The organism is Rossellomorea marisflavi (assembly GCF_022170785.1).
Classification (GTDB): Bacteria; Bacillota; Bacilli; order Bacillales; family Bacillaceae_B; genus Rossellomorea; species Rossellomorea marisflavi_B.
In genome coordinates this window covers 4,240,445-4,258,777 of sequence record NZ_CP081870.1, presented here as the reverse complement: position 1 = coordinate 4,258,777, position 18,333 = coordinate 4,240,445, and the positions used below count along the sequence as shown (strand labels likewise).

The following is an 18,333-nucleotide window of genomic DNA, read 5'->3' as shown; positions in this document are numbered from 1 at the left end:
GAAGGAAAAGGGCTTCCCTTTCCTGCTTTTTCTTTACGTGTTATGATAACCTGTGGATAAGTATAAAAACATAGTAAAAGGAGTCGATTCAGCATGATAAACTGCTGCCTGGAACACGTGGAACTCGCACTCGACATCGCCGTCGATGAGCATGAGATCGCGCCTAAACTGGAAGAGCTTTCAAAGGAAAAACAGTTATCCACAACCTGTGAATATTGTGGGAATAACGCAATATATGTAGTGGCGAACTAATATTCCCCCACGACATATGGATGGGTTTTGTGGATATGTGGATAATTTCTGTGGATAATCTGTTTGTAATCTGTTTGTAAAGAGAGTGTGGATAAGCCATGAACATCACCATCATCACCGTCGGTAAACTGAAAGAAAAATACCTGAAGCAAGGAATCGCCGAATACACGAAACGACTCGGTGCCTATGCCAAAATTGAGATCGTCGAGCTCGCCGATGAAAAAGCACCCGAAGTCCTCAGCGACTCCGAAATGCAGCAGGTCAAAAACAAAGAAGGCGAGCGCATCCTCTCCAAGATCTCCCCGGACCACCACGTCATCGCCCTCGCCATCCAGGGCAAAATGAAATCCTCCGAGGAACTAGCAGACACCCTCGATAAACTCGCCACCTACGGCAAAAGCAAAGTCGCCTTCATCATCGGTGGATCGCTCGGACTCAGTGATGATGTATTGAAACGTGCCGATGAGAAACTGTCGTTTTCAAAGATGACGTTTCCTCATCAGCTGATGCGATTGGTGCTGGTGGAGCAGGTTTATCGGGCTTTTCGGATAAATCGGGGGGAACCGTATCATAAATAAAACACAAAAAATAAAAGAGCCACGTTCCAAGATAAAGGAACGTGGCTCTTCTTTTTCAAAAGAAAGAAGTAAATATTACACTCACCACTCCCGAGCCTCATAATCCAAATCCCTAAACAACTGAGTCTTCTCTTTCTTAGACAGATCCCTCCACTGCCCAGGAGGAAGTTTCCCCAATTGGATATTCATAATCCTTGTCCGCTGCAAGCGATATACGTTATATCCCAATACCTCACACATACGCCGGATCTGGCGGTTCAATCCCTGTGTCAGTGTAATTTGGAAGTCGAATTTTGATAGTTGCTCGACTTTACATGGGAGCGTTGTGGTCCCTAGGATTTTGACGCCCTCTGACATCTTTTTGACGAATTCGGGTGTAATGGGCTTGTCGACTGAGACGATGTATTCTTTTTCGTGTTGATTTTCTGAGCGCAGGATTTCGTTTACGATGTCACCGTCGTTGGTCATGAGGATGAGTCCCTCTGAGTCTTTGTCGAGTCGTCCAATGTTGAAGATCCTCAAGGGATGGTTGACTAGGTCGACGATGTTTCCTTTTACGCCTTTTTCTGTTGTGCTTGTGATGCCTACTGGTTTGTTCAGGGCGATGTAGACGTTGTTTCGTGCGACCCAGATTGGGTTTCCGTCTACGACGACGTTATCTCCGGGGTTCACTTGGTCGCCGATCGTGGCGCGTTTTCCGTTGATGGTGACCCTTCCGTCTTCGATGAGTTTGTCCGCACCGCGCCGGGACGCTTTTCCGGCTTCGCTTATATATTTATTAATACGCATGGTAGCACCTCTTTTAATCCGATTGTTATCTTAAATACTAATATATTTTTGAGGAATCACAAAATGTTTTTAGGTAAAAGGGATTCATTTACATTTCACCGGTGGTTTTCAGTATTGGTTTAAGCATAGATAACTAAAATAATCAAAAATATGTGAAAAATCTAAGAGAGATGATTATCCCTTTTCTCACGTGGTATGGTAAATGGTAAGGTCTCTACAAACTAGATACATTTGATATTCTGATAGAATTATAGTAAAAATGGTAAAGAAATCATTTGTGGTGTGGACGGATCATCATACATATGAAATACGTGTTGAAACAGGTGGGATAATGTGAAAAAACTAGTGATGGCAGGAGCTTTCTTTGGTGTGGTCCCGGGTTTGCTGTTAGCGGGCTGCTCTGAGGAAGCAAGTACGGAGAAGAAAGAGCCGAAGACTGAGCAAACCTCAAAGAAAGAGAATGAGAAGAAGAAAGAGGAAGCTGCGAAGAAGGAACCTGAGGCGAGCTATGAAGCGATCAAGCCATCTGAGGGTGCAGAGCCGATTGAGAGCCATTATACGAGTGAGCAACAGTCGGATATGCCGACTTCCGAGGCGCATGGTGATGACACGAAGAGAAGTGTGCCACTTGGGCAGACATTGGCTAAGGATAAGGAAGATCAGACGGATGGTCCACTTAAAGGGAACAGGATCGTTTCCTACTATGGAACTCCCCGTTCCAAAAACATGGGGATCCTCGGTGAGTACAGTCCGGATGAGTTAATGACCAAATTGAAGGAACAGACGAAGGCCTATTCTGAGCTGGATCCCGATCGTCCGGCCATTCCTGCGATTGAACTGATCGCAACCGTGGCGCAGCGGAGTCCCGGGGATGATGGTCTGTATATGGTTCCGACATCGGAAGAAGATATCGAGACGTATGCGAAGCTCGCAGAGGAAAATGATGCGTTGTTGATCCTGGATATCCAATTGGGAAAAGACACGATCATGCATCAGGTGAAACTGGTAGAGAAGTATTTGAAGCGCCCGAATGTTCACTTGGCCATTGATACCGAATTCCATGTGACAGACGGACAGGTTCCCGGTGAAGATCTGGGGCATGTAGATGGAAGGGAAGTGCAAGAGGCGATTGAGTATATTTCCAAGCTGACTGCCGAGAATGATCTTCCAGACAAGATGGTGGTTGTGCACCAATTTGCCGATATCATCCTGAACAATAAAGAAGCGATCCAGCCTACAGAGAATGTGGAAGTGGTGCTGAATAATGACGGCCACGGAATCGCTGGATTGAAGCGGGCAGGCTACCATCAGCTCGTTCATAATCAGCCGATCCAGTACGGCGGGTTCAAAGTATTCTACAAGAAGGATGAACCGGTCATGACGCCTGAAGACGTCCTGGAACTGGACCCTGCACCGGCTTTTGTAAACTATCAATAAGAAGTAAGGTGAACTAGCATGTTGAAGGAAGTCTGTGTTGAGAATTTCACGAAGGTCTCTGAAGCCATTGAAAAAGGTGCCCAGCGCGTGGAGTTATGCGATAATCTTGCTGTTGGTGGAACGACGGTCAGTCCCGGTGTGGCACAGGTCACGATGGATTACTGCCGCAGTCGGAACGTGAAGGTCATGAGTATGATCCGCCCTAGAGGCGGCGATTTCGTCTACAATGTCGATGAAATCGAGATCATGAAGCAGGATATCATCCATCTGAAAGAGATTGGAACCGATGGCGTCGTCTTCGGCTGCCTGACTCAAAACGGTTGGATTGATGAGGAAGCCATGAGCACACTGCTTGAAGCAGCCAGTGGTCTTGAAGTTGTCTTTCACATGGCGTTTGATGCGATTACGGCTGATTCTCAGGTGAAGGCCATCGATTGGCTCGTGGAGCATGGTGTCCACCGCATTCTGACCCATGGCGGTCCGTCTGATACGAAGATTGAAGATAATCTGGACCGGTTGAAAACGTATATTACCCATGCAAATGGTAGGATTGCGATCCTTCCTGGTGGAGGGGTGACCTCACGAAATCTGGAGGAAATTACATATTCGTTAGGCGTCAGGGAAGCTCACGGTACAAAAATCGTTGATTGATGGGATAAAATAACGGAAATACCCCTTCTCGCTATGAGGAGGGGTATTTCTGATGGTACTCTATTCATTTTACAGGGTACTTCAACCCATTCTTCACAATCTTTTCTTCCACGATCTCCTTCACATCAAATCCGAGCTCTGAGCACAGGGTAAGGGAATAAATCAGGATATCGGCAATCTCTTCGCGGATATTTTCAGTGTTTTCTTCCAGCGCTTCTTCACTTGTGACCCACTGGAAGTCTTCGAGCAGCTCGGCGGCTTCGATGGAAATGGAGATGGCGAGATCTTTTGGATTGTGGTTCGGTCTCCAGTTTCGGTCGTCCCGGAACTGGTCGATCTTGTTCATTAATTGTTGGATATCACTCATGGTTGTTGTCTCCTTTTGCTGGTTGTTTTTCTGCGGGGCACATCGTTCTCGATCACTCTTCCTCCTCCAAAAACACAAACCCGCCATCAATCAACCCCTGCACATACTCATCAAAACTGTTAGCAATCACTTTAAACTCATCCGGATCATGCAAAAAGCGGACAATCTGCCCGGAAACGCCTTGGTCGGTCGGGTTGAAATCGATGAATAGGCTCGAGGTGCCTCCGTTATTCATACAGTCGGAGAAGTGGATGTACGTGCCGGGATATAGGCCGTCTTGATTGACCCTGGGATCGACGTCTTCTTCTTCGTACTCGGAGAGATAAGAGGTGTCTACTTCTTCTTTTGAGCTGTCGATCATCTGCTGGGTGGAGAGGAGGTAATAGGGATATCTGCCATCTTCCACATCGGAACCGAGGATGCAGACGGCGATCTTTTCTTCGCCGTATTGTCTCCAGAACGTCCCGTCGATGTTTTCAAGCAGGGACAGGAGGGATTCGGGACAGTCTGGGTAGAGTCGTCTAAGCTCCTCAAGGTCTTGTGGGCTGGCACCGTGTGATTTTTGGAGTTCTTCCAATTCTTCTGGCAATAGATGCTCTTGTAATCCTTTGATGAAGTGGTTAATCAGTTCCATCGTTCCGCCTCCTTCACTGGTTGGATGCATTCAACCAAATCTATGTAACTATTTGGAATAGTAGTGAAAAAAGGGGATAAAGTCAATGAAAAAAAGAAGAGCCCGTGGGCTCTTCTTCATCCAATCAGGTGACCGAGAATCCCTTCTCTTCCTGAATCCCGATTTTCTCTGCATATTCATCCAATAACGCACGTACTTCATCTGTCGATTCGGTTTCCATGAGGCGGTTGCGGAGTTCGCTTGCGCCTTTGAAGCCGCGGACGTAGATTTTGAAGAAGCGGCGGAGCGGTTTGAATGGGCGTGGTTCGAGTTCGTCGTTGTATTTGTCGTGAAGGTCGAGCTGGAGGCGGAGGAGTTCAAGGAGCTCCTGGCTGCTGTGCTCTTTCTTCTCGGTTTCGAAGGCGAACGGGTTTTGGAAGATTCCGCGTCCGATCATGATGCCGTCGACTCCGTATTTTTCGGCGAGCTCAAGCCCTTGTTGACGGTCGGCAATGTCTCCGTTGATTGTCAGAAGCGTGTTTGGTGCAATTTCGTCGCGCAGCTTCTTGATCTCGGGGATCAGTTCCCAGTGGGCGTCCACGTTGCTCATTTCTTTTTTCGTCCTGAGGTGGATGGATAGGTTGACGATATCCTGCTCAAGGAGATGCTTGAGCCAGTCATGCCATTCGTCCACTTCAGTGTAGCCGAGGCGGGTCTTCACGCTCACGGGAAGTCCGCCGGCTTTTGCAGCTTGGATCAGTTCGGCTGCTGTGTCGGGACGGCGGATGAGGCCGGATCCTTTCCCATTGGCGGCCACATTCTGCACGGGACATCCCATATTGATGTCGATGCCACTGAAGCCCATTTCCGCCATTCCGATGCTCATCTGACGGAAGTATTCAGGCTTGTCTCCCCAGATATGGGCGACAAGCGGCTGCTCGTCATCGGTGAACGTGAGACGGCCGCGAACGCTGTCCTTGCCCTTCGGGTGACAGTAGCTTTCTGTATTCGTAAACTCTGTGAAAAATACATCAGGTCGTGCCGCTTCACTTACGACGTGGCGGAATACCACATCGGTCACGGCTTCCATTGGTGCCAGTATAAAAAACGGCCGAGGTAACTCATGCCAAAAATTATCTTTCATTGTATCGTTAAACCCTTTCCTTGAGGGAAATCGCATTTCCCAAAATTAAAAAGTAACATGCTAATGGTCAAAATCCAACCAGTATATACTTTAATGGTTCTACAGGAAAAGTGCAAGGGAACCGGGCGCTCTGGCCCTTTCTTTGACCCCATTTGGATCCAGTTAGTGTGCATTTTAACAGGTTTGCAGGTGAAACGTAATGGGTTAAAAGTTACCATTTTTATTGACAGCGTTTTCTTTCGAGTATAGAATTAATTTCAAGTTGATACGCCGTGAGGAGACCGTGAGACACATTCATGACCTTGAATTCCTTATTCAAGGGGCTTGGTGTGTCTTTTTTTCGCTGGGTATGGGCTAATATTTCGTATATCGGAATAAATATAGAAATAAAACGTCACAGGGGGATAAGATGGGAAAATCAAAGAAAACCGTCGTTCTGTTGCTCGTGTCACTGGTGTTGATTCTCGTTGGAAGCGTGGGAGCATCCCGCTTCAATAACTCAAACGGCAAGGTCGATGTATCACGCATCTACTTTGACACTCCAAGGGGGGAACTGTCGGGGCTGCTCTATAAACCTGACGGGGCCGATGAAAATCCAAGGCCCGCCATCGTCGCGACCCATGGGTACCTGAACTCTGCCGAGATGCAGGATGCCCAGGCCATTGAAATGTCGAAGCGGGGCTATGTGGTCCTTGCCCTCGATCAGTATGATCACGGGCATTCGACGGGTACGATGGAAAAGCCGGTTCCGTTCTTCTCGTTCTGGCCGTTTTCCATGTATGATGCCGTGCAATATATGTATGATCAGGACTTCGTGCTGAAGGACGGTGAAGGCAATGGGATCATCGCCGTGTCCGGGCACTCCATGGGTGGATTCTCCTCTACGCATGCCGTGATGCTCGATGAAGCCGACTTCCAGAAGACAGGGGTCAGGAAGATCTTCAGTTCCCTGACCATGGGGTCTGATTATCAGTGGCTGAAAACGATGGAGTACAGCCTTGAGGCCATCAATCAGTCGTATGGCCCGAGATTCTCAGGGAAGATTGCCGGAAAGTATGATGAGTTCTTCTTTGATGCCGATGCGACTGCTGCCGGGGCATCCGTTGTGAAGAAGGATTATATCAACACAGAGGAAGGAAAAAGCTTCGTCGGTGATCTAAGCGCTCCAAAGGCAGGGAAGATCTACGATGTGAACGGTGGCAAAAGGGTCATCTATGAACCGAATGAGACCCATCCGTGGAATCACTTCTCCAAGACCTCAACGGGATATGCCATTGATTTCTACAGCCAGGCATTCGCAGACTATAGCGATACGCTTAACGACACGTCAGGGCAAAGCTGGATGTACAAAGAGTGGTTCTCTTTCGTCGCCCTGGTCGGATTCTTCCTATTATTCGTGCCGCTCATTTCGCTCCTTTCACGTCTTCCGTTCCTGAAGAATGTGAGGACGAAATTCCCGGAACCGCTGCCTGGTCCAACGTCGAACGGGGCAAAGGTCGCCGGATTGATCCTAGTGGTGATCGGCGGTCTATTCCCGGCCCTCTTCTTCTCGGCTCTCTATAGCGGTGATGTATCCGGTATGAGGCTGTTAAGGCAGATCAGCATGGTCCTCATTGCCCTGTCTGCCATCGGGGTCATTGCCTCCGTCATGAAAAAGACCGACCGCAACATCGGGGTGCTGGCACCAATTATGCTGATGTTGAGCATCATCCAATACGTCTTCCTCCGCTATCAAGGTAAGTTAACGGAAACGACGCAGTTCTTCGGCGCACCGACTGTGAATCCGATCCTCTACTGGGCCATCAATGTGGCATTAATCACCCTTATGATGATGATAGGGTATCACTATATTTCGAAAAAACCCGAGGGCGCTACCATCTCAAGCTATGGCGTGAAGGCTAGTGTGAAATCGGTCGTGGCTTCCCTTGTGACCGTCCTTATCGCAGTCGGGATCGGCTACGGGATCCTTTACCTTATCGACGGGATCTTCAAGGTCGACTTCCGTATCTGGACGGTGGCCGTGAAGACGTTTGAAGGGCATCATCTCTTCGCCCTGCTCAAGTATGCGCCGCTCTTCTTCATTTATTACTTCATCGTCGGTTTGTCGGTGAATATGAATACGGCAACCACCAAGTACGATGGATTCAAAGGGTATGTGATTTCTGCGCTCCACTTCATCGGAGGATTAATCTTGTACCTTGTGTATCAATACGGATTGTTGTTTACCACAGGAACAGCCGGATACCCGTCTGAATCACTGTCTTCCATCATCGTGATCGGACTCGTACCCGTCCTGCTTGTGGCATCGATCTTCAATCGCTACTTCTACCGTAAGACCGGTAACGTCTATGTCGGGGCGTTCCTCAATACCGTGCTTATCACCTTGATCACGGTGGCCAATACGACGCTGTATACCATTTTATAAGGTCCACACAAAAGTCCCCCTGAATCCTATTACGGAATCAGGGGGACTTTTGAATCAAGTAAAGGTTTACCAATTGCTAAAATAAGGTACTAGAACAAGGAAGCAAGAGAATATCCTAAATAAGGGCACATCAAAAGTCACGAATTGTCCCCTGTTTAAACAATTTATGTAAAATAATTGCTATAATATGTTCTGGAATACGCATTTATCATGCTTTTATAAAAGGAGAGAAACGAATGGCAGACTTGAATGATAACCCGTTTGTACAGAACGAGGAGAAGAAGCCGAAACCAAAGGTGGAACGCAAGGAAGGGGAACCTACTGCTGCGTTTAAAGGCGCAAGCTGGGCGGCCCTCATCATCGGATTGGGCGCTTACCTGATCGGCCTTTTCAACGCCGGTATGGAGCTCAATGAGAAAGGTTACTACTTCGCTGTCCTCATCTTCGGCCTGTACTCTGCAGTATCCCTGCAAAAAGCGGTGCGCGATAAAGAAGAAGACATTCCCGTATCGGGCATCTACTACGGTCTCAGCTGGGTCGCGATGATCATTGCCATCGCCCTCGTCGGAATCGGCCTTTACAACGCGGGAAGCATCATCCTCAGCGAAAAAGGCTTCTATGCCATGTCCTTCGTGCTGAGCCTGTTCTCAGCCATCACGATCCAGAAGAATATCCGGGATACCCAGCAGGCAAGGGACCGGGATTGATGGGAAGCTGGTACTCAATGGAGTGCCGGCTTTTTTCATGAAAAAAAACCAGCGATAACCGCTGGTCTTTCTTCTATTGATCCTGGTAATTCGTGAAGCGGATGAGGTGGATGAGGAGATAAAAGACTTCTTCATCCGTGCTGGGTTTACCGGTCATTTTTTCTCCGTACGTTGATATGGACTGTGCACATTGATATTCTTCGGGATATTCACTTCGATATCGATCGAATAATAGAACATCCTTTGAATTGAGCTGTTGGTCTTCCATCAAACGCCGGATGTAGTACTGCAGGTGGGTGATGAACCGGTTATATCGTGTAGAGGTTGGATCCAGCGTGATATTCAGCTGATAGCGGACGATGTTTTGAATGTCCTTGAGCATGGAGACCGCTAATATCGTATTCTCGAAGTGAGCCTCTTCATTTCTCGCATTGACGAGGTGAAAGGCGATATTACCCGCTTCTTCTTCAGGAAGCTCCATAGGTAACAGCTTATTTAGATCGGAGAGGAGCACCATGGCAGCGGTGAACTCTTCCGGGTAGTGCAAGCGAATCTCGTTCAGTAATTTATTTTGTAAGATGATTCCCTTTTCGTTACGCTCGATGGCAAAGGCGAGATGGTCGAAGAGCATGAGCGTGGCATGTTGATCGAGTTCGTATGTCCAGTATGCCTTCATGCGTTCTAGTGAATCATTGATAGCCTCCAGATGTTCTTTCGGTATGCTTTGGAGTAAGTGGATATATTCCTGTCTCGAATGACGATCATTGGGGACGAAGACCTTTTCGATGGCCGCCTCCGGAATCGTATCGCCTTCTTTGCTCTTAAACCCGAGTCCCTTGCCCATCACGATGATTTCTTGTCCGTGGTCATCTTTTGAAAGAACGAGGCTGTTATTCAAGATTTTCACTACTTTCACTTTCATCACCATCTTCTATCGCAGTCTTAGATGTCTTTCCCATTCGTGGAAATGAGTCGTTGATACCAATAATAGCTGTCTTTTTTGATGCGGTCCATTCCTTTTAAATCAAACTCGCCACGGTCTACATAAATGAAACCATATCGCTTCCCATATCCCTGGTGGGTGCTGACGACGTCCATGGCAGCCCACGGACAGTATCCGAAGACATCGACACCGTCGGTTATGGCCAGTTGGATCTGCTCGATATGAGAGCGGAGGAATTGAATACGGTAGTCATCATGGACGTTTCCTTCTGCGGTCAATTCATCTGGAGCACCGATTCCATTTTCCGTGATCACGATGGGAAGGGCGTAACGTTCATAGATCTTTCGTAAGGTCAGTCGTAAGCCGACGGGATCAATCACCCATCCATACTGTGTTTTATCGACATACCGGTTTTCTTCTGGACGGTATACCCCTATTTCTCCCAGCATGATCTGCTGATCACCTGCACGGGGGCTGACATCTTCCGCTGATCCTGTACTCTCAGCAATGGTGGCAGTAGAGTAATAATTCATGGCGACGAAATCGGGTCTTCCCTTCTGCATCACGTCGAAGTCATCCGCCTCGATGCGAGGAAGCCAATCCCGTTCTTCGAGGTAACTCCATAACAATGGGTTATAGCGTCCGTGTACGGCCAGGTCAAGGAAGCTGTACCCTCTCAGGGTTTCCCAGTTGTGGGCGGCGATGGCATCCTCAGGTTTACTTGTGGCCTGGTACATGGACGTCATATTCAGGGCCGGCCCGATCTTGGCATGAGGGCAGAGTTCCTTGCATAGACCCATGACCTTGCCTTGTGCGACCATCATGTTGTGGTTTTGCTGGTAAAGCTCTTTCTTGGTAGGCAGTGTTCCGCCTTTGGGAATACCAACGGCTCCGGGGTGAAGGATCAATGTATTTTGCTCGTTGATCGTGATCCAGTAGTTTACTTTGTGCCCGTAACGTTGGAAAAGGGTTTTAGCATAATGGGTAAAGGCATCGACGGTTTGACGGTTCAGCCATCCGCCTTGTTCCTCAAGGGCAAAGGGCAGATCAAAGTGGTACATGGTCACCAAAGGTTCAATGCCGTTTGCTATCAGTTCGTCAATGAGCCGGTCATAGAAGGCAAGTCCTTCTTCGTTTGCTTCTCCCGTTCCATTGGGGAAAATTCTTGTCCATGCAATGGAGAAGCGGTACGATTTGAGGCCGAGCTCGCTGAAGAGACGGATATCCTCTTGATAGCGGTGATAATGATCACTGGCAACGGTGAATCCCGCTGTTCCTTCGGGGTGATCCATCGCATCAATGACGGACATTCCTTTACCGCCCTCATTCCAAGCTCCTTCTATTTGATAGGCAGATGTAGAAGCTCCCCACAGGAAGTTCTCTGGAAAGTCTTTTGGTGTTTTATAATGCATTATTCTTCCTCCTTCTTTGAAAGCTCCATTAGTGTGTCCCCTATGGATACGGCTGTCGTTTCATCGGTCATGAGCGGACCGAAGTCGGCATGATTGGTAATGATGACCGGTGTCACCGTTTCATACCCTTTCGCCTGAATGGCTTCGATATCGAATGTAATAAGCAGGTCCCCTTCTTGAACGCGGTCGCCTTGTTGGATATGGGTTTCATAGAATTCCCCTTGAAGATTCACTGTGTCGATCCCCACATGGATCAACACTTCAATACCTGATGTGCTCCGTAGTCCGACGGCATGCTTGGAAGCCATCAGTGTGACGATTTCTCCAGTGAAGGGTGCACGTACTTCTCCTTTGGAAGGCAGGATGGCAAGTCCTTTGCCGATGAGTTCGTTGGAAAATACATGATCATTGACTTCGTTCAGTGGTAGCGCTTGTCCCTCCAGTGGGCTCTTGATTACATGGTCTTGAGTGCTGACGGTCTCTTCTTTTTGAGGGGATCCATCAACAGGATCTTCAAAGCCGAGGATCCATGTAGCTGCAAACGCAACGACGAAGGCAATCACGATCGTAATGAATGCATGGACGATATTCATTGGATTTTCTCCGATGAAAGCGGGAATGGCTGCAAGTCCCGGTGATACAAATGCGTAACGGACTAGTCCAGATAATCCTGCGTAAATCCCACCGCAGGCGCCTCCAATCATGGCGGCAATGAGCGGTTTCTTCAGTTTAAGTGTGACTCCATATAGAGATGGCTCTGTAATTCCCACAAGGGCTGTAAACCCTGCGGAACCTGCGAGCTGTTTCAATTCCTTATTCTTCGACTTGACTGCAACGGCAAGGGTGGCGGCACCCTGCGCGATATTGGATGCGAGCATCCCAGGACCGTTGATCATCTCCGATCCGTTATTCGACAACTGGGTCGTGGCAATCGGTGTCATAGCCCAAGCCGTCCCGGTGATCAGGAGGAATGGCTGCAATCCACCCATCAGCATCGGGATCAGCCAGCTTGCGTGGTTGTTGATTCCGTCTGCCCCTGCAGCTACCAGGTCGTTCAAATATGTACCGATCGGCCCGATGATGACCACGGCAAGTGGAGCGGTAATAATCAGGATAAGCAGTGGCTTTAAAAAGAATTTAATGACCGATGGGGAGACCCATTCAGCGAATCGCTCAATATAAGACATGATCCAGACCGTGATGATGATCGGCAGGACAGAACCAGCGTAATCAGTCAGACGCACCGGGATGCCCATGAAGAATAAATCATCACCTGAAGTCAGGAAGGTTCCCCAATTCGGATGAAGAAGCACACCGGCGATGGTCATGGACAGCACCGGATTGGTCTTGAACTTGATGGATGCCCCGTATGCAAGGAGCATCGGCATGAAGAAGAAGGCAGCATCTGCAACCGTATTCAATATAAAGTACGTTTGACTTTCTTCGGTCAATACCCCGGTCAAGACGAGTACAGCCAAAACGGCCTTGATCATACCAGCCCCGATGATGGCAGGGATAAACGGAGTGAAAGTAGTCGAGATGACACTGATGAGACGGGTGATGTATCCTTTTTTCTCTTCTTTATCCCCTTCGCGAGGCTCTTTTGAAGAGGTTACGCCCTCACCGAGCTCTTCCTTGATCGCACGGTAGGCCTGCTGTACTTCGTTGCCGATGATCACCTGGTACTGTCCACCTTTATTAACGACGGAGATCACGCCCGGAAGGCCTTCGATTTCTTTACCTTTTACCTTTGAAGAATCATAGAATTCGAATCTCAATCTAGTGGCACAATGTGTGACCATGGATACATTATCCTTCCCTCCGGATAATGCCAGGATCTCTTTCCCCAATTTAGAATAATTCATGTTTTCATCCCCTTGAAGCGGCCTGGTAGGACAATAAAAAAAGACCAAAACAATGTGCACCGATTCCACGGATGGAATGGAGCAAATTATTTTGGTCTTGCCTGCTTTACCAGTAACACGCCAATTAATAGTATTTGTTTAAAACGCTTACAGGTACTATAGCACAGGGTTCCCGTCTTGACAAGAAGGTAATTTTCACCTCATAGTACCGGACTTCCCCGCACCTTTCTACCAGCCATGAATACGATACTAGTAGTTATAAGTATTCATAGAGGTGAAAGGTATGAAGTTAGAATCATGGTTTTTTGAAGGACTGACGGGTGAAATTGTGACCCCGAAATCGCCAGAATATGAAGAGTCCCGCCAGGAGTGGAACCGGGCAATCAATAAATTCCCACTTGTCATCGTCTACTGCGGGGACAAGCAGGATGTAGCGAACGCGGTGCGCTGGGCAAGGAAGCGGTGTGTGCCAATCCGTATCCGGTCGGGCGGGCATCACTATGAGGGATATTCCACCGGGAACTGCGTCCTCGTCATCGATATCAGCCGTCTGTACAGGCTCGAGCTTGATCGTGAGAAGAATCTCCTCAGGATGGAGGCCGGTGCAAAGAACACGGCCGTGTATGATTTTGTCGGGTCCAACGGTTATGCGTTTCCCGGTGGGACATGCCCGACGGTGGGGGTGTCGGGATTCACCCTCGGGGGAGGCTGGGGATACTCGAGCAGGCTCCTAGGACTCGGGTGCGATAGCTTACTTGAATTGGAACTGGTTAACGATCAGGGAAAGCTGATCAAGGCGAATAAGGACACGAATGCCGACCTGTTCTGGGCGTGCCGTGGGGCAGGGAGCGGGAACTTCGGTGTCGTGGTGGGCATGACGTTCCAGTTGCCGGAACCGACCAATCCAACCGTTACATTGGTTCAGTTTTTCTATGTCGGCACCACGAAGGACAAACAGGCAAACGTCATGGATATCTGGCAGAAGTGGCTTCCGGACCTCGATCCCCGTATGACCGTCGTAGCAAGCTTCTACAACGCCGAAGGGGAAGGACTCGGCATATTCGCGCGGGGGTTCTTCTACGGGACACCGGCAGAAGCAAGTGCACTCCTCCAACCGTTCCGGGCGGTGGAAGGATACCGGGAAGAGCTGGAAGAATCCTCTTTCCTGGAAGCCGTGAAGAAGGTGGAGGCGACCTATCCTCCATCAGAAAAGTTCAAGTCCACAGGTCGATTCGTACAGAGGGACTACTCAGAGAAGGAACTCTCAAAAATCGCTGACCTTGTCCAACATCCCGCAGAAGGATCCGTCTACGCCGCCGTTTCGTTCTATGCCCTGGGCGGTGCCATTGAAAGCGTCGGAAAACGGGACACCGCCTTCTTCTTCCGGGACGCCCGCTATATCCTCGGCATTCAATCCGTCTGGACGGACGACTGTGTCGCCAAGGTCAACCGCGAATGGGTCCAGGAACGTTTCCGATCCATCAAACCCATTACGAGGGGATCGTTTGTTAATTTTCCCATTAGCAATCTACCGAACTATGAGAGGGAGTATTTTGGAGGGAACGCCCCGGCGCTCAACCGGATCAATCGAAAATATGACCCGTTCAATGTGTTTACGTTTCCGCAGGGGTTGAAGTGAGGAGCATAGGATTCTATGCTTCTTTTTTATGAGTAGATTATGAGTTTTGGAAGAGGAATAACGTTTGGTAAAAAGAAACCAAAAACGATACAATCATGATAAAGATGTTAAAAAATTGGAAATAAGCATTTATTTCATACAAGATTATCAAAATAAGAGGTGACCCTGGAGTGAATAAACCGAAAAAACAAGAGAAAGATTTACCCGACTTTTACCTGACTCATATGCAATTCCCTAAGGAAAATCGGCAGAATGTAGTTGTATTCTTACTACTATTCATGGACTTACTCGGGGTACTCCCTCTCCTTAGTGACCCTTTTCATAGAGGATTCTTTTGGGCGGGCATGATCCCAGTCATACTCATGCATATATGGGGGATCGTCTACCTTGTGGCACCCTTTAAGTTTGAAAAATCCTATTTCTTGTACATGGGTGTGTTGGGTGTCGCCGTAGCTTACCTTTATTTCATCGTTTCCCAAAAATTAATGTATGTGCATGTAGGAGTGGAGGGGCCACTTTATGGTGTGATCAGTGCCGTCCTTCTGGTTGCTGCCCTCGTATTTTTTCAAATCTTCAATTACCGGATGTTGTATTCCGGGACTTATGACAGGTTGGATGAGAATCCTTCAAGCCTCAATCTGTCCCCGATCATTACTGCATCAAGTATGGGATACATCGGGGCTCAATTCCTGCTCTCTTTAACCGTGTCGAAATCCTTTAAGATGATGGTATTGGTTGGCGCTTACTCTGTACTAATCTTGATCATGGCGTACATAGCTACATACCTGCATCGATACATGTATATCCTCCAAAATCCGGAGCAATTGAAGAGTATGTATTCAGGTTTTGGCCGGCCGAAAAAAGAACGAATGAGATAAAAAAAGAGCGGGAGCACATAAGCATCCCGCTCTTTTCGTTTAACGAATCTTACAAAATACCCACCATCACCCGCACACTCTCTACTAAATCCCCTACAGACCAAGATGGAAGCTTTTTATTATCCAAAGCAAGTCCGTGATGCGCCGGAATATGGACGAATCCTGAGCGGATCTTCAGCTGATGTGTTTCGATATGATGCCTGGCGGCGTACATGATCTGGTTGCACAGATAGGTCCCGGCCGTATTGGAGATACTGGCGGGCAGTGATTGCCTGCGGAGCTCCATTTCAAACTCCTTGATGGGCAGGGTCGAGAAGTACGCATCGGGGGCATCTTCGATGATTTTTTGCCCGTCATAGCGGTTTCCTGCGTTGTCGGGCTCTCCGTCCATACAGTTGATGGCGATCCTCTCTGGGGTGATGCGGTTCCTTCCTGCAGCAAGTCCGAGGGACAGGACGACGTCAGGTTCATGCTCCTTGATGGCGTCGAGGAGGATGCCCGCCGACTGGGTGAAGTCGACGGGAAGTACTTTTCCGATGATGGTGTTCCCGGCCACGGTCGATCCGTCCAGCTGACGGACGATGATCTCAGTCGGGTTGGACTCCATGCCGAGGAAGGCTTCAAATCCTGTGAGTAAGACGTTCATCTCGCATCTCTCCTTTATTTCAGATACTGATCGAACCAATCGGTGATTTCATCGAGGCGGATGAGTCTCAGACCTGGTTTGCCGCTTCGTGACAGCTCGTGATTGGATTCAGGGAACCGGACGAAACGCGTTTCCTTCTTCAGTTGCTTCAGTGCAATATACAGCTGTTCCGCCTGCTCGATTGGACAGCGAAGGTCGTTCTCGCTGTGAAGGATCAGGAGCGGTGTGTCTACGTTCTTCACATAGCGCAAAGGGGAGATGCGCCAAAGCTCATCGGGATCCTCGAGGATGGTCGTCTTATGCTCCCATTCCGTAAAGTAATAGCCGATATCGCTGACGCCGAAGAAGGAGATCCAGTTGCTGATCGAGCGCTGGGTGGCGGCTGCCTTGAAGCGGTCAGTCTGACCTACGATCCAGTTTGTCATGAAGCCGCCGTAGCTTCCTCCGGTGACACCGAGGCGATCCGGATCGATCCAGTCGAAGGTCTCGAGCGCCTGGTCCAGTGTCGTCATGATGTCTTCATAATCAATCCCCCCGTACCGGCCCCGGACGGCATCGACGAAGGTCTGACCGTACCCGTGGCTTCCCCTCGGATTTGTATAAAGGACGCCATACCCCTTGGATGCAAGCACCTGAAACTCGTGCATGAATCCGTAGCTGTACATGGCATGGGGACCACCGTGGATTTCCACGACAAGGGGGTGGGATGTTTCATTGCTGCCAACAGGCTTCATGATCCATCCTTGAAGAACCGTTCCGTCCTCTGCCTGAATCGGGAATTCTTGAGGGATGGAGAGCTCGATATCCTTTAAAGCATCCTCGTTTTCCCACGAAAGTCTCTTCTCACCAGTAGAATCCAGGAGGAATAGATCTCCCGGAATATCATATTGGCTGACGGCAAACAGGATGTTGTCCTGAGCGGAGTCCATGCTGAAGCCGTACACCTGCCGCTTCCCATCGATGATCGTGGTGATCTCACGCTCCAATGTGATGCGGTAAAGGTTGGTGGCACCGCGGTCGCTCGCAGCGAAGTACAGCGCATGGCCATCCTTTGACCATACCGCACCGACGGCCGTTCCCGTCCCCATATCATTGATGGCCACATCGCTGCATTCCACGTCCCAGTCCTCAGTAAGACAAGTCAATTCCCTCGTCTTTCGATCAAGCGTCCAAACCCTTGTGAGCGTTGAACCGGCATATGTCATATCATCTCCGAGAAGGGAAAGGGTATCGCCTTTCGGGGAATAGTTCGGCAAGCGCAAACGAAGGTCGCCGCTGGTGAGGACTTCCGCCTTCAGGGTTTCCAAGTCGAGCTCATAAACGTCAGAGAAGAAGGTCCTCTCATGATCGGCAGAGCGGTTGGCACAATAGGCTACCGTGGATCCGTCGGGTGAGAAGGCCGGAATTCCATGGTCATACGGTCCGCCTGTCAGCACGGTTTCCATCCCCGTTTCAAGGTCTAAAAGGACAAGCTGGCGATAGGTGCCATCGGAAAATCCTTCGGCATCGGACTTATATTGCATGCTCGTGGTGATAAAGGGCTTGAGCGTTGATTCTTCTTTGTTTTCTTCCGCTTTCCGCAATCCTTCTCTCTCACGTAACGGGGCCGTGACGATGATCTTCTTTCCATCAGGCGACCAGACTGGCTGGGAAGCACCATGTTTGAACGAGGTAACCTCTCTTGCTTCTCCTCCGTCCGTGGCCATGCGCCAAAGCTGGCGTTTACCTGACCGATCTGACACGAATACGATGTTCTTTCCGTCGGGAGACCACCTCGGCTGCGTATCGGAAGCATCCCCGTGGGTGAAGGGAGAAATCTCTCCGGTCACGAGGTTGATATGATACAGATTGGACCGGTAACGTTCGTCATTGAGCACGGTCCTTTTGACAAACAGGGCCCGTTTGCCGTCGGGTGAAATCTGGGGATCGGAAATGAATGAAAAGTCGAGTAGATCCTTGGATGAAAGTCCTTTGGTCATCTTGAAGT

At 49.1% G+C, this 18,333-nt stretch carries 17 protein-coding genes; 8 read left to right on the top strand and 9 right to left on the bottom strand.

Going from position 1 to position 18,333, the window contains the following annotated elements; all coding sequences use genetic code 11:
• Positions 1–93 precede the first annotated feature (93 nt).
• Both K6T23_RS21870 and rlmH read left to right on the top strand, forming a co-directional pair.
• Entirely contained in the window at positions 94–252 is a 159-nt protein-coding gene (locus K6T23_RS21870; RefSeq protein ID WP_238283345.1) for a CxxH/CxxC protein, read from the top strand.
• 98 nt (positions 253–350) lie between these two features.
• The gene (gene rlmH / locus K6T23_RS21865; protein ID WP_056539869.1) at positions 351–830 is read left to right on the top strand and encodes a 23S rRNA (pseudouridine(1915)-N(3))-methyltransferase RlmH; all 480 of its coding nucleotides are present in this window, start codon (positions 351–353) and stop codon (positions 828–830) included.
• 81 nt (positions 831–911) lie between these two features.
• Here rlmH and rluF read toward each other — a convergent pair whose 3' ends face one another.
• The gene (gene rluF, locus K6T23_RS21860) at positions 912–1,619 is read right to left on the bottom strand and encodes a 23S rRNA pseudouridine(2604) synthase RluF (protein WP_238283344.1); all 708 of its coding nucleotides are present in this window, start codon (positions 1,617–1,619) and stop codon (positions 912–914) included.
• A gap of 333 nt (positions 1,620–1,952) precedes the next feature.
• Between rluF and K6T23_RS21855 the strand changes: the two genes are divergently transcribed.
• Together K6T23_RS21855 and K6T23_RS21850 are read left to right on the top strand one after the other, a co-directional pair.
• Positions 1,953–3,056 carry a hypothetical protein gene (locus K6T23_RS21855; protein WP_238283343.1) on the top strand — a complete coding sequence of 368 codons (1,104 nt, stop codon included), beginning with the start codon at positions 1,953–1,955 and terminating at the stop codon, positions 3,054–3,056.
• Between the two features lie 18 nt (positions 3,057–3,074).
• Complete coding sequence (locus K6T23_RS21850) at positions 3,075–3,707, top strand: copper homeostasis protein CutC (RefSeq protein ID WP_238283342.1); 633 nt, start codon at positions 3,075–3,077, stop codon at positions 3,705–3,707.
• A 64-nt stretch (positions 3,708–3,771) separates the two neighbouring features.
• On the opposite strand, the gene K6T23_RS21845 is transcribed toward K6T23_RS21850, so the two are convergent.
• The 3 genes from K6T23_RS21845 to K6T23_RS21835 all read right to left on the bottom strand — a co-directional run bounded on the left by K6T23_RS21845 (position 3,772) and on the right by K6T23_RS21835 (position 5,831).
• Complete coding sequence (locus K6T23_RS21845) at positions 3,772–4,074, bottom strand: nucleotide pyrophosphohydrolase (RefSeq protein ID WP_048004609.1); 303 nt, start codon at positions 4,072–4,074, stop codon at positions 3,772–3,774.
• 52 nt (positions 4,075–4,126) lie between these two features.
• Positions 4,127–4,708: an SMI1/KNR4 family protein gene (locus K6T23_RS21840; protein WP_238283341.1), complete on the bottom strand. Its 582-nt coding sequence runs from the start codon at positions 4,706–4,708 to the stop codon at positions 4,127–4,129.
• A gap of 124 nt (positions 4,709–4,832) precedes the next feature.
• On the bottom strand, positions 4,833–5,831 hold the full coding sequence (locus K6T23_RS21835) for a tRNA dihydrouridine synthase (protein ID WP_056539810.1): 999 nt from the start codon (positions 5,829–5,831) through the stop codon (positions 4,833–4,835).
• Between the two features lie 409 nt (positions 5,832–6,240).
• On the opposite strand from K6T23_RS21835, the gene K6T23_RS21830 reads away from it, so the two are divergent.
• Positions 6,241–8,256 carry an alpha/beta fold hydrolase gene (locus K6T23_RS21830; RefSeq protein ID WP_238283340.1) on the top strand — a complete coding sequence of 672 codons (2,016 nt, stop codon included), beginning with the start codon at positions 6,241–6,243 and terminating at the stop codon, positions 8,254–8,256.
• A gap of 236 nt (positions 8,257–8,492) precedes the next feature.
• The gene (gene yiaA / locus K6T23_RS21825; protein WP_056539805.1) at positions 8,493–8,963 is read left to right on the top strand and encodes an inner membrane protein YiaA; all 471 of its coding nucleotides are present in this window, start codon (positions 8,493–8,495) and stop codon (positions 8,961–8,963) included.
• A gap of 73 nt (positions 8,964–9,036) precedes the next feature.
• Here the strand turns inward: yiaA and K6T23_RS21820 are convergent, their stop codons facing one another.
• The 3 genes from K6T23_RS21820 to K6T23_RS21810 are packed head-to-tail and all read right to left on the bottom strand — an operon-like array spanning position 9,037 to position 13,183.
• Entirely contained in the window at positions 9,037–9,885 is an 849-nt protein-coding gene (locus K6T23_RS21820; protein ID WP_238283339.1) for a PRD domain-containing protein, read from the bottom strand.
• Between the two features lie 20 nt (positions 9,886–9,905).
• The gene (locus tag K6T23_RS21815) at positions 9,906–11,318 is read right to left on the bottom strand and encodes a glycoside hydrolase family 1 protein (RefSeq protein ID WP_238283338.1); all 1,413 of its coding nucleotides are present in this window, start codon (positions 11,316–11,318) and stop codon (positions 9,906–9,908) included.
• Entirely contained in the window at positions 11,318–13,183 is a 1,866-nt protein-coding gene (locus tag K6T23_RS21810; protein WP_238283337.1) for a beta-glucoside-specific PTS transporter subunit IIABC, read from the bottom strand. The genes K6T23_RS21815 and K6T23_RS21810 overlap by 1 nt, the downstream gene beginning before the upstream one ends.
• A 283-nt stretch (positions 13,184–13,466) precedes the next feature.
• Here K6T23_RS21810 and K6T23_RS21805 point away from each other — a divergent pair, with 283 nt between their 5' ends.
• Positions 13,467–14,822: an FAD-binding oxidoreductase gene (locus K6T23_RS21805; protein WP_238283336.1), complete on the top strand. Its 1,356-nt coding sequence runs from the start codon at positions 13,467–13,469 to the stop codon at positions 14,820–14,822.
• A gap of 344 nt (positions 14,823–15,166) precedes the next feature.
• A complete protein-coding gene (locus tag K6T23_RS21800) occupies positions 15,167–15,700 on the top strand; it encodes a hypothetical protein (protein WP_238283335.1) in 534 nt (177 codons plus the stop codon).
• 49 nt (positions 15,701–15,749) lie between these two features.
• Here K6T23_RS21800 and K6T23_RS21795 read toward each other — a convergent pair whose 3' ends face one another.
• Both K6T23_RS21795 and K6T23_RS21790 read right to left on the bottom strand, forming a co-directional pair.
• Positions 15,750–16,346 carry a pyroglutamyl-peptidase I gene (locus K6T23_RS21795; RefSeq protein WP_238283334.1) on the bottom strand — a complete coding sequence of 199 codons (597 nt, stop codon included), beginning with the start codon at positions 16,344–16,346 and terminating at the stop codon, positions 15,750–15,752.
• A 14-nt stretch (positions 16,347–16,360) separates the two neighbouring features.
• Entirely contained in the window at positions 16,361–18,325 is a 1,965-nt protein-coding gene (locus tag K6T23_RS21790; RefSeq protein ID WP_238283333.1) for a S9 family peptidase, read from the bottom strand.
• Positions 18,326–18,333: the final 8 nt, after the last annotated feature.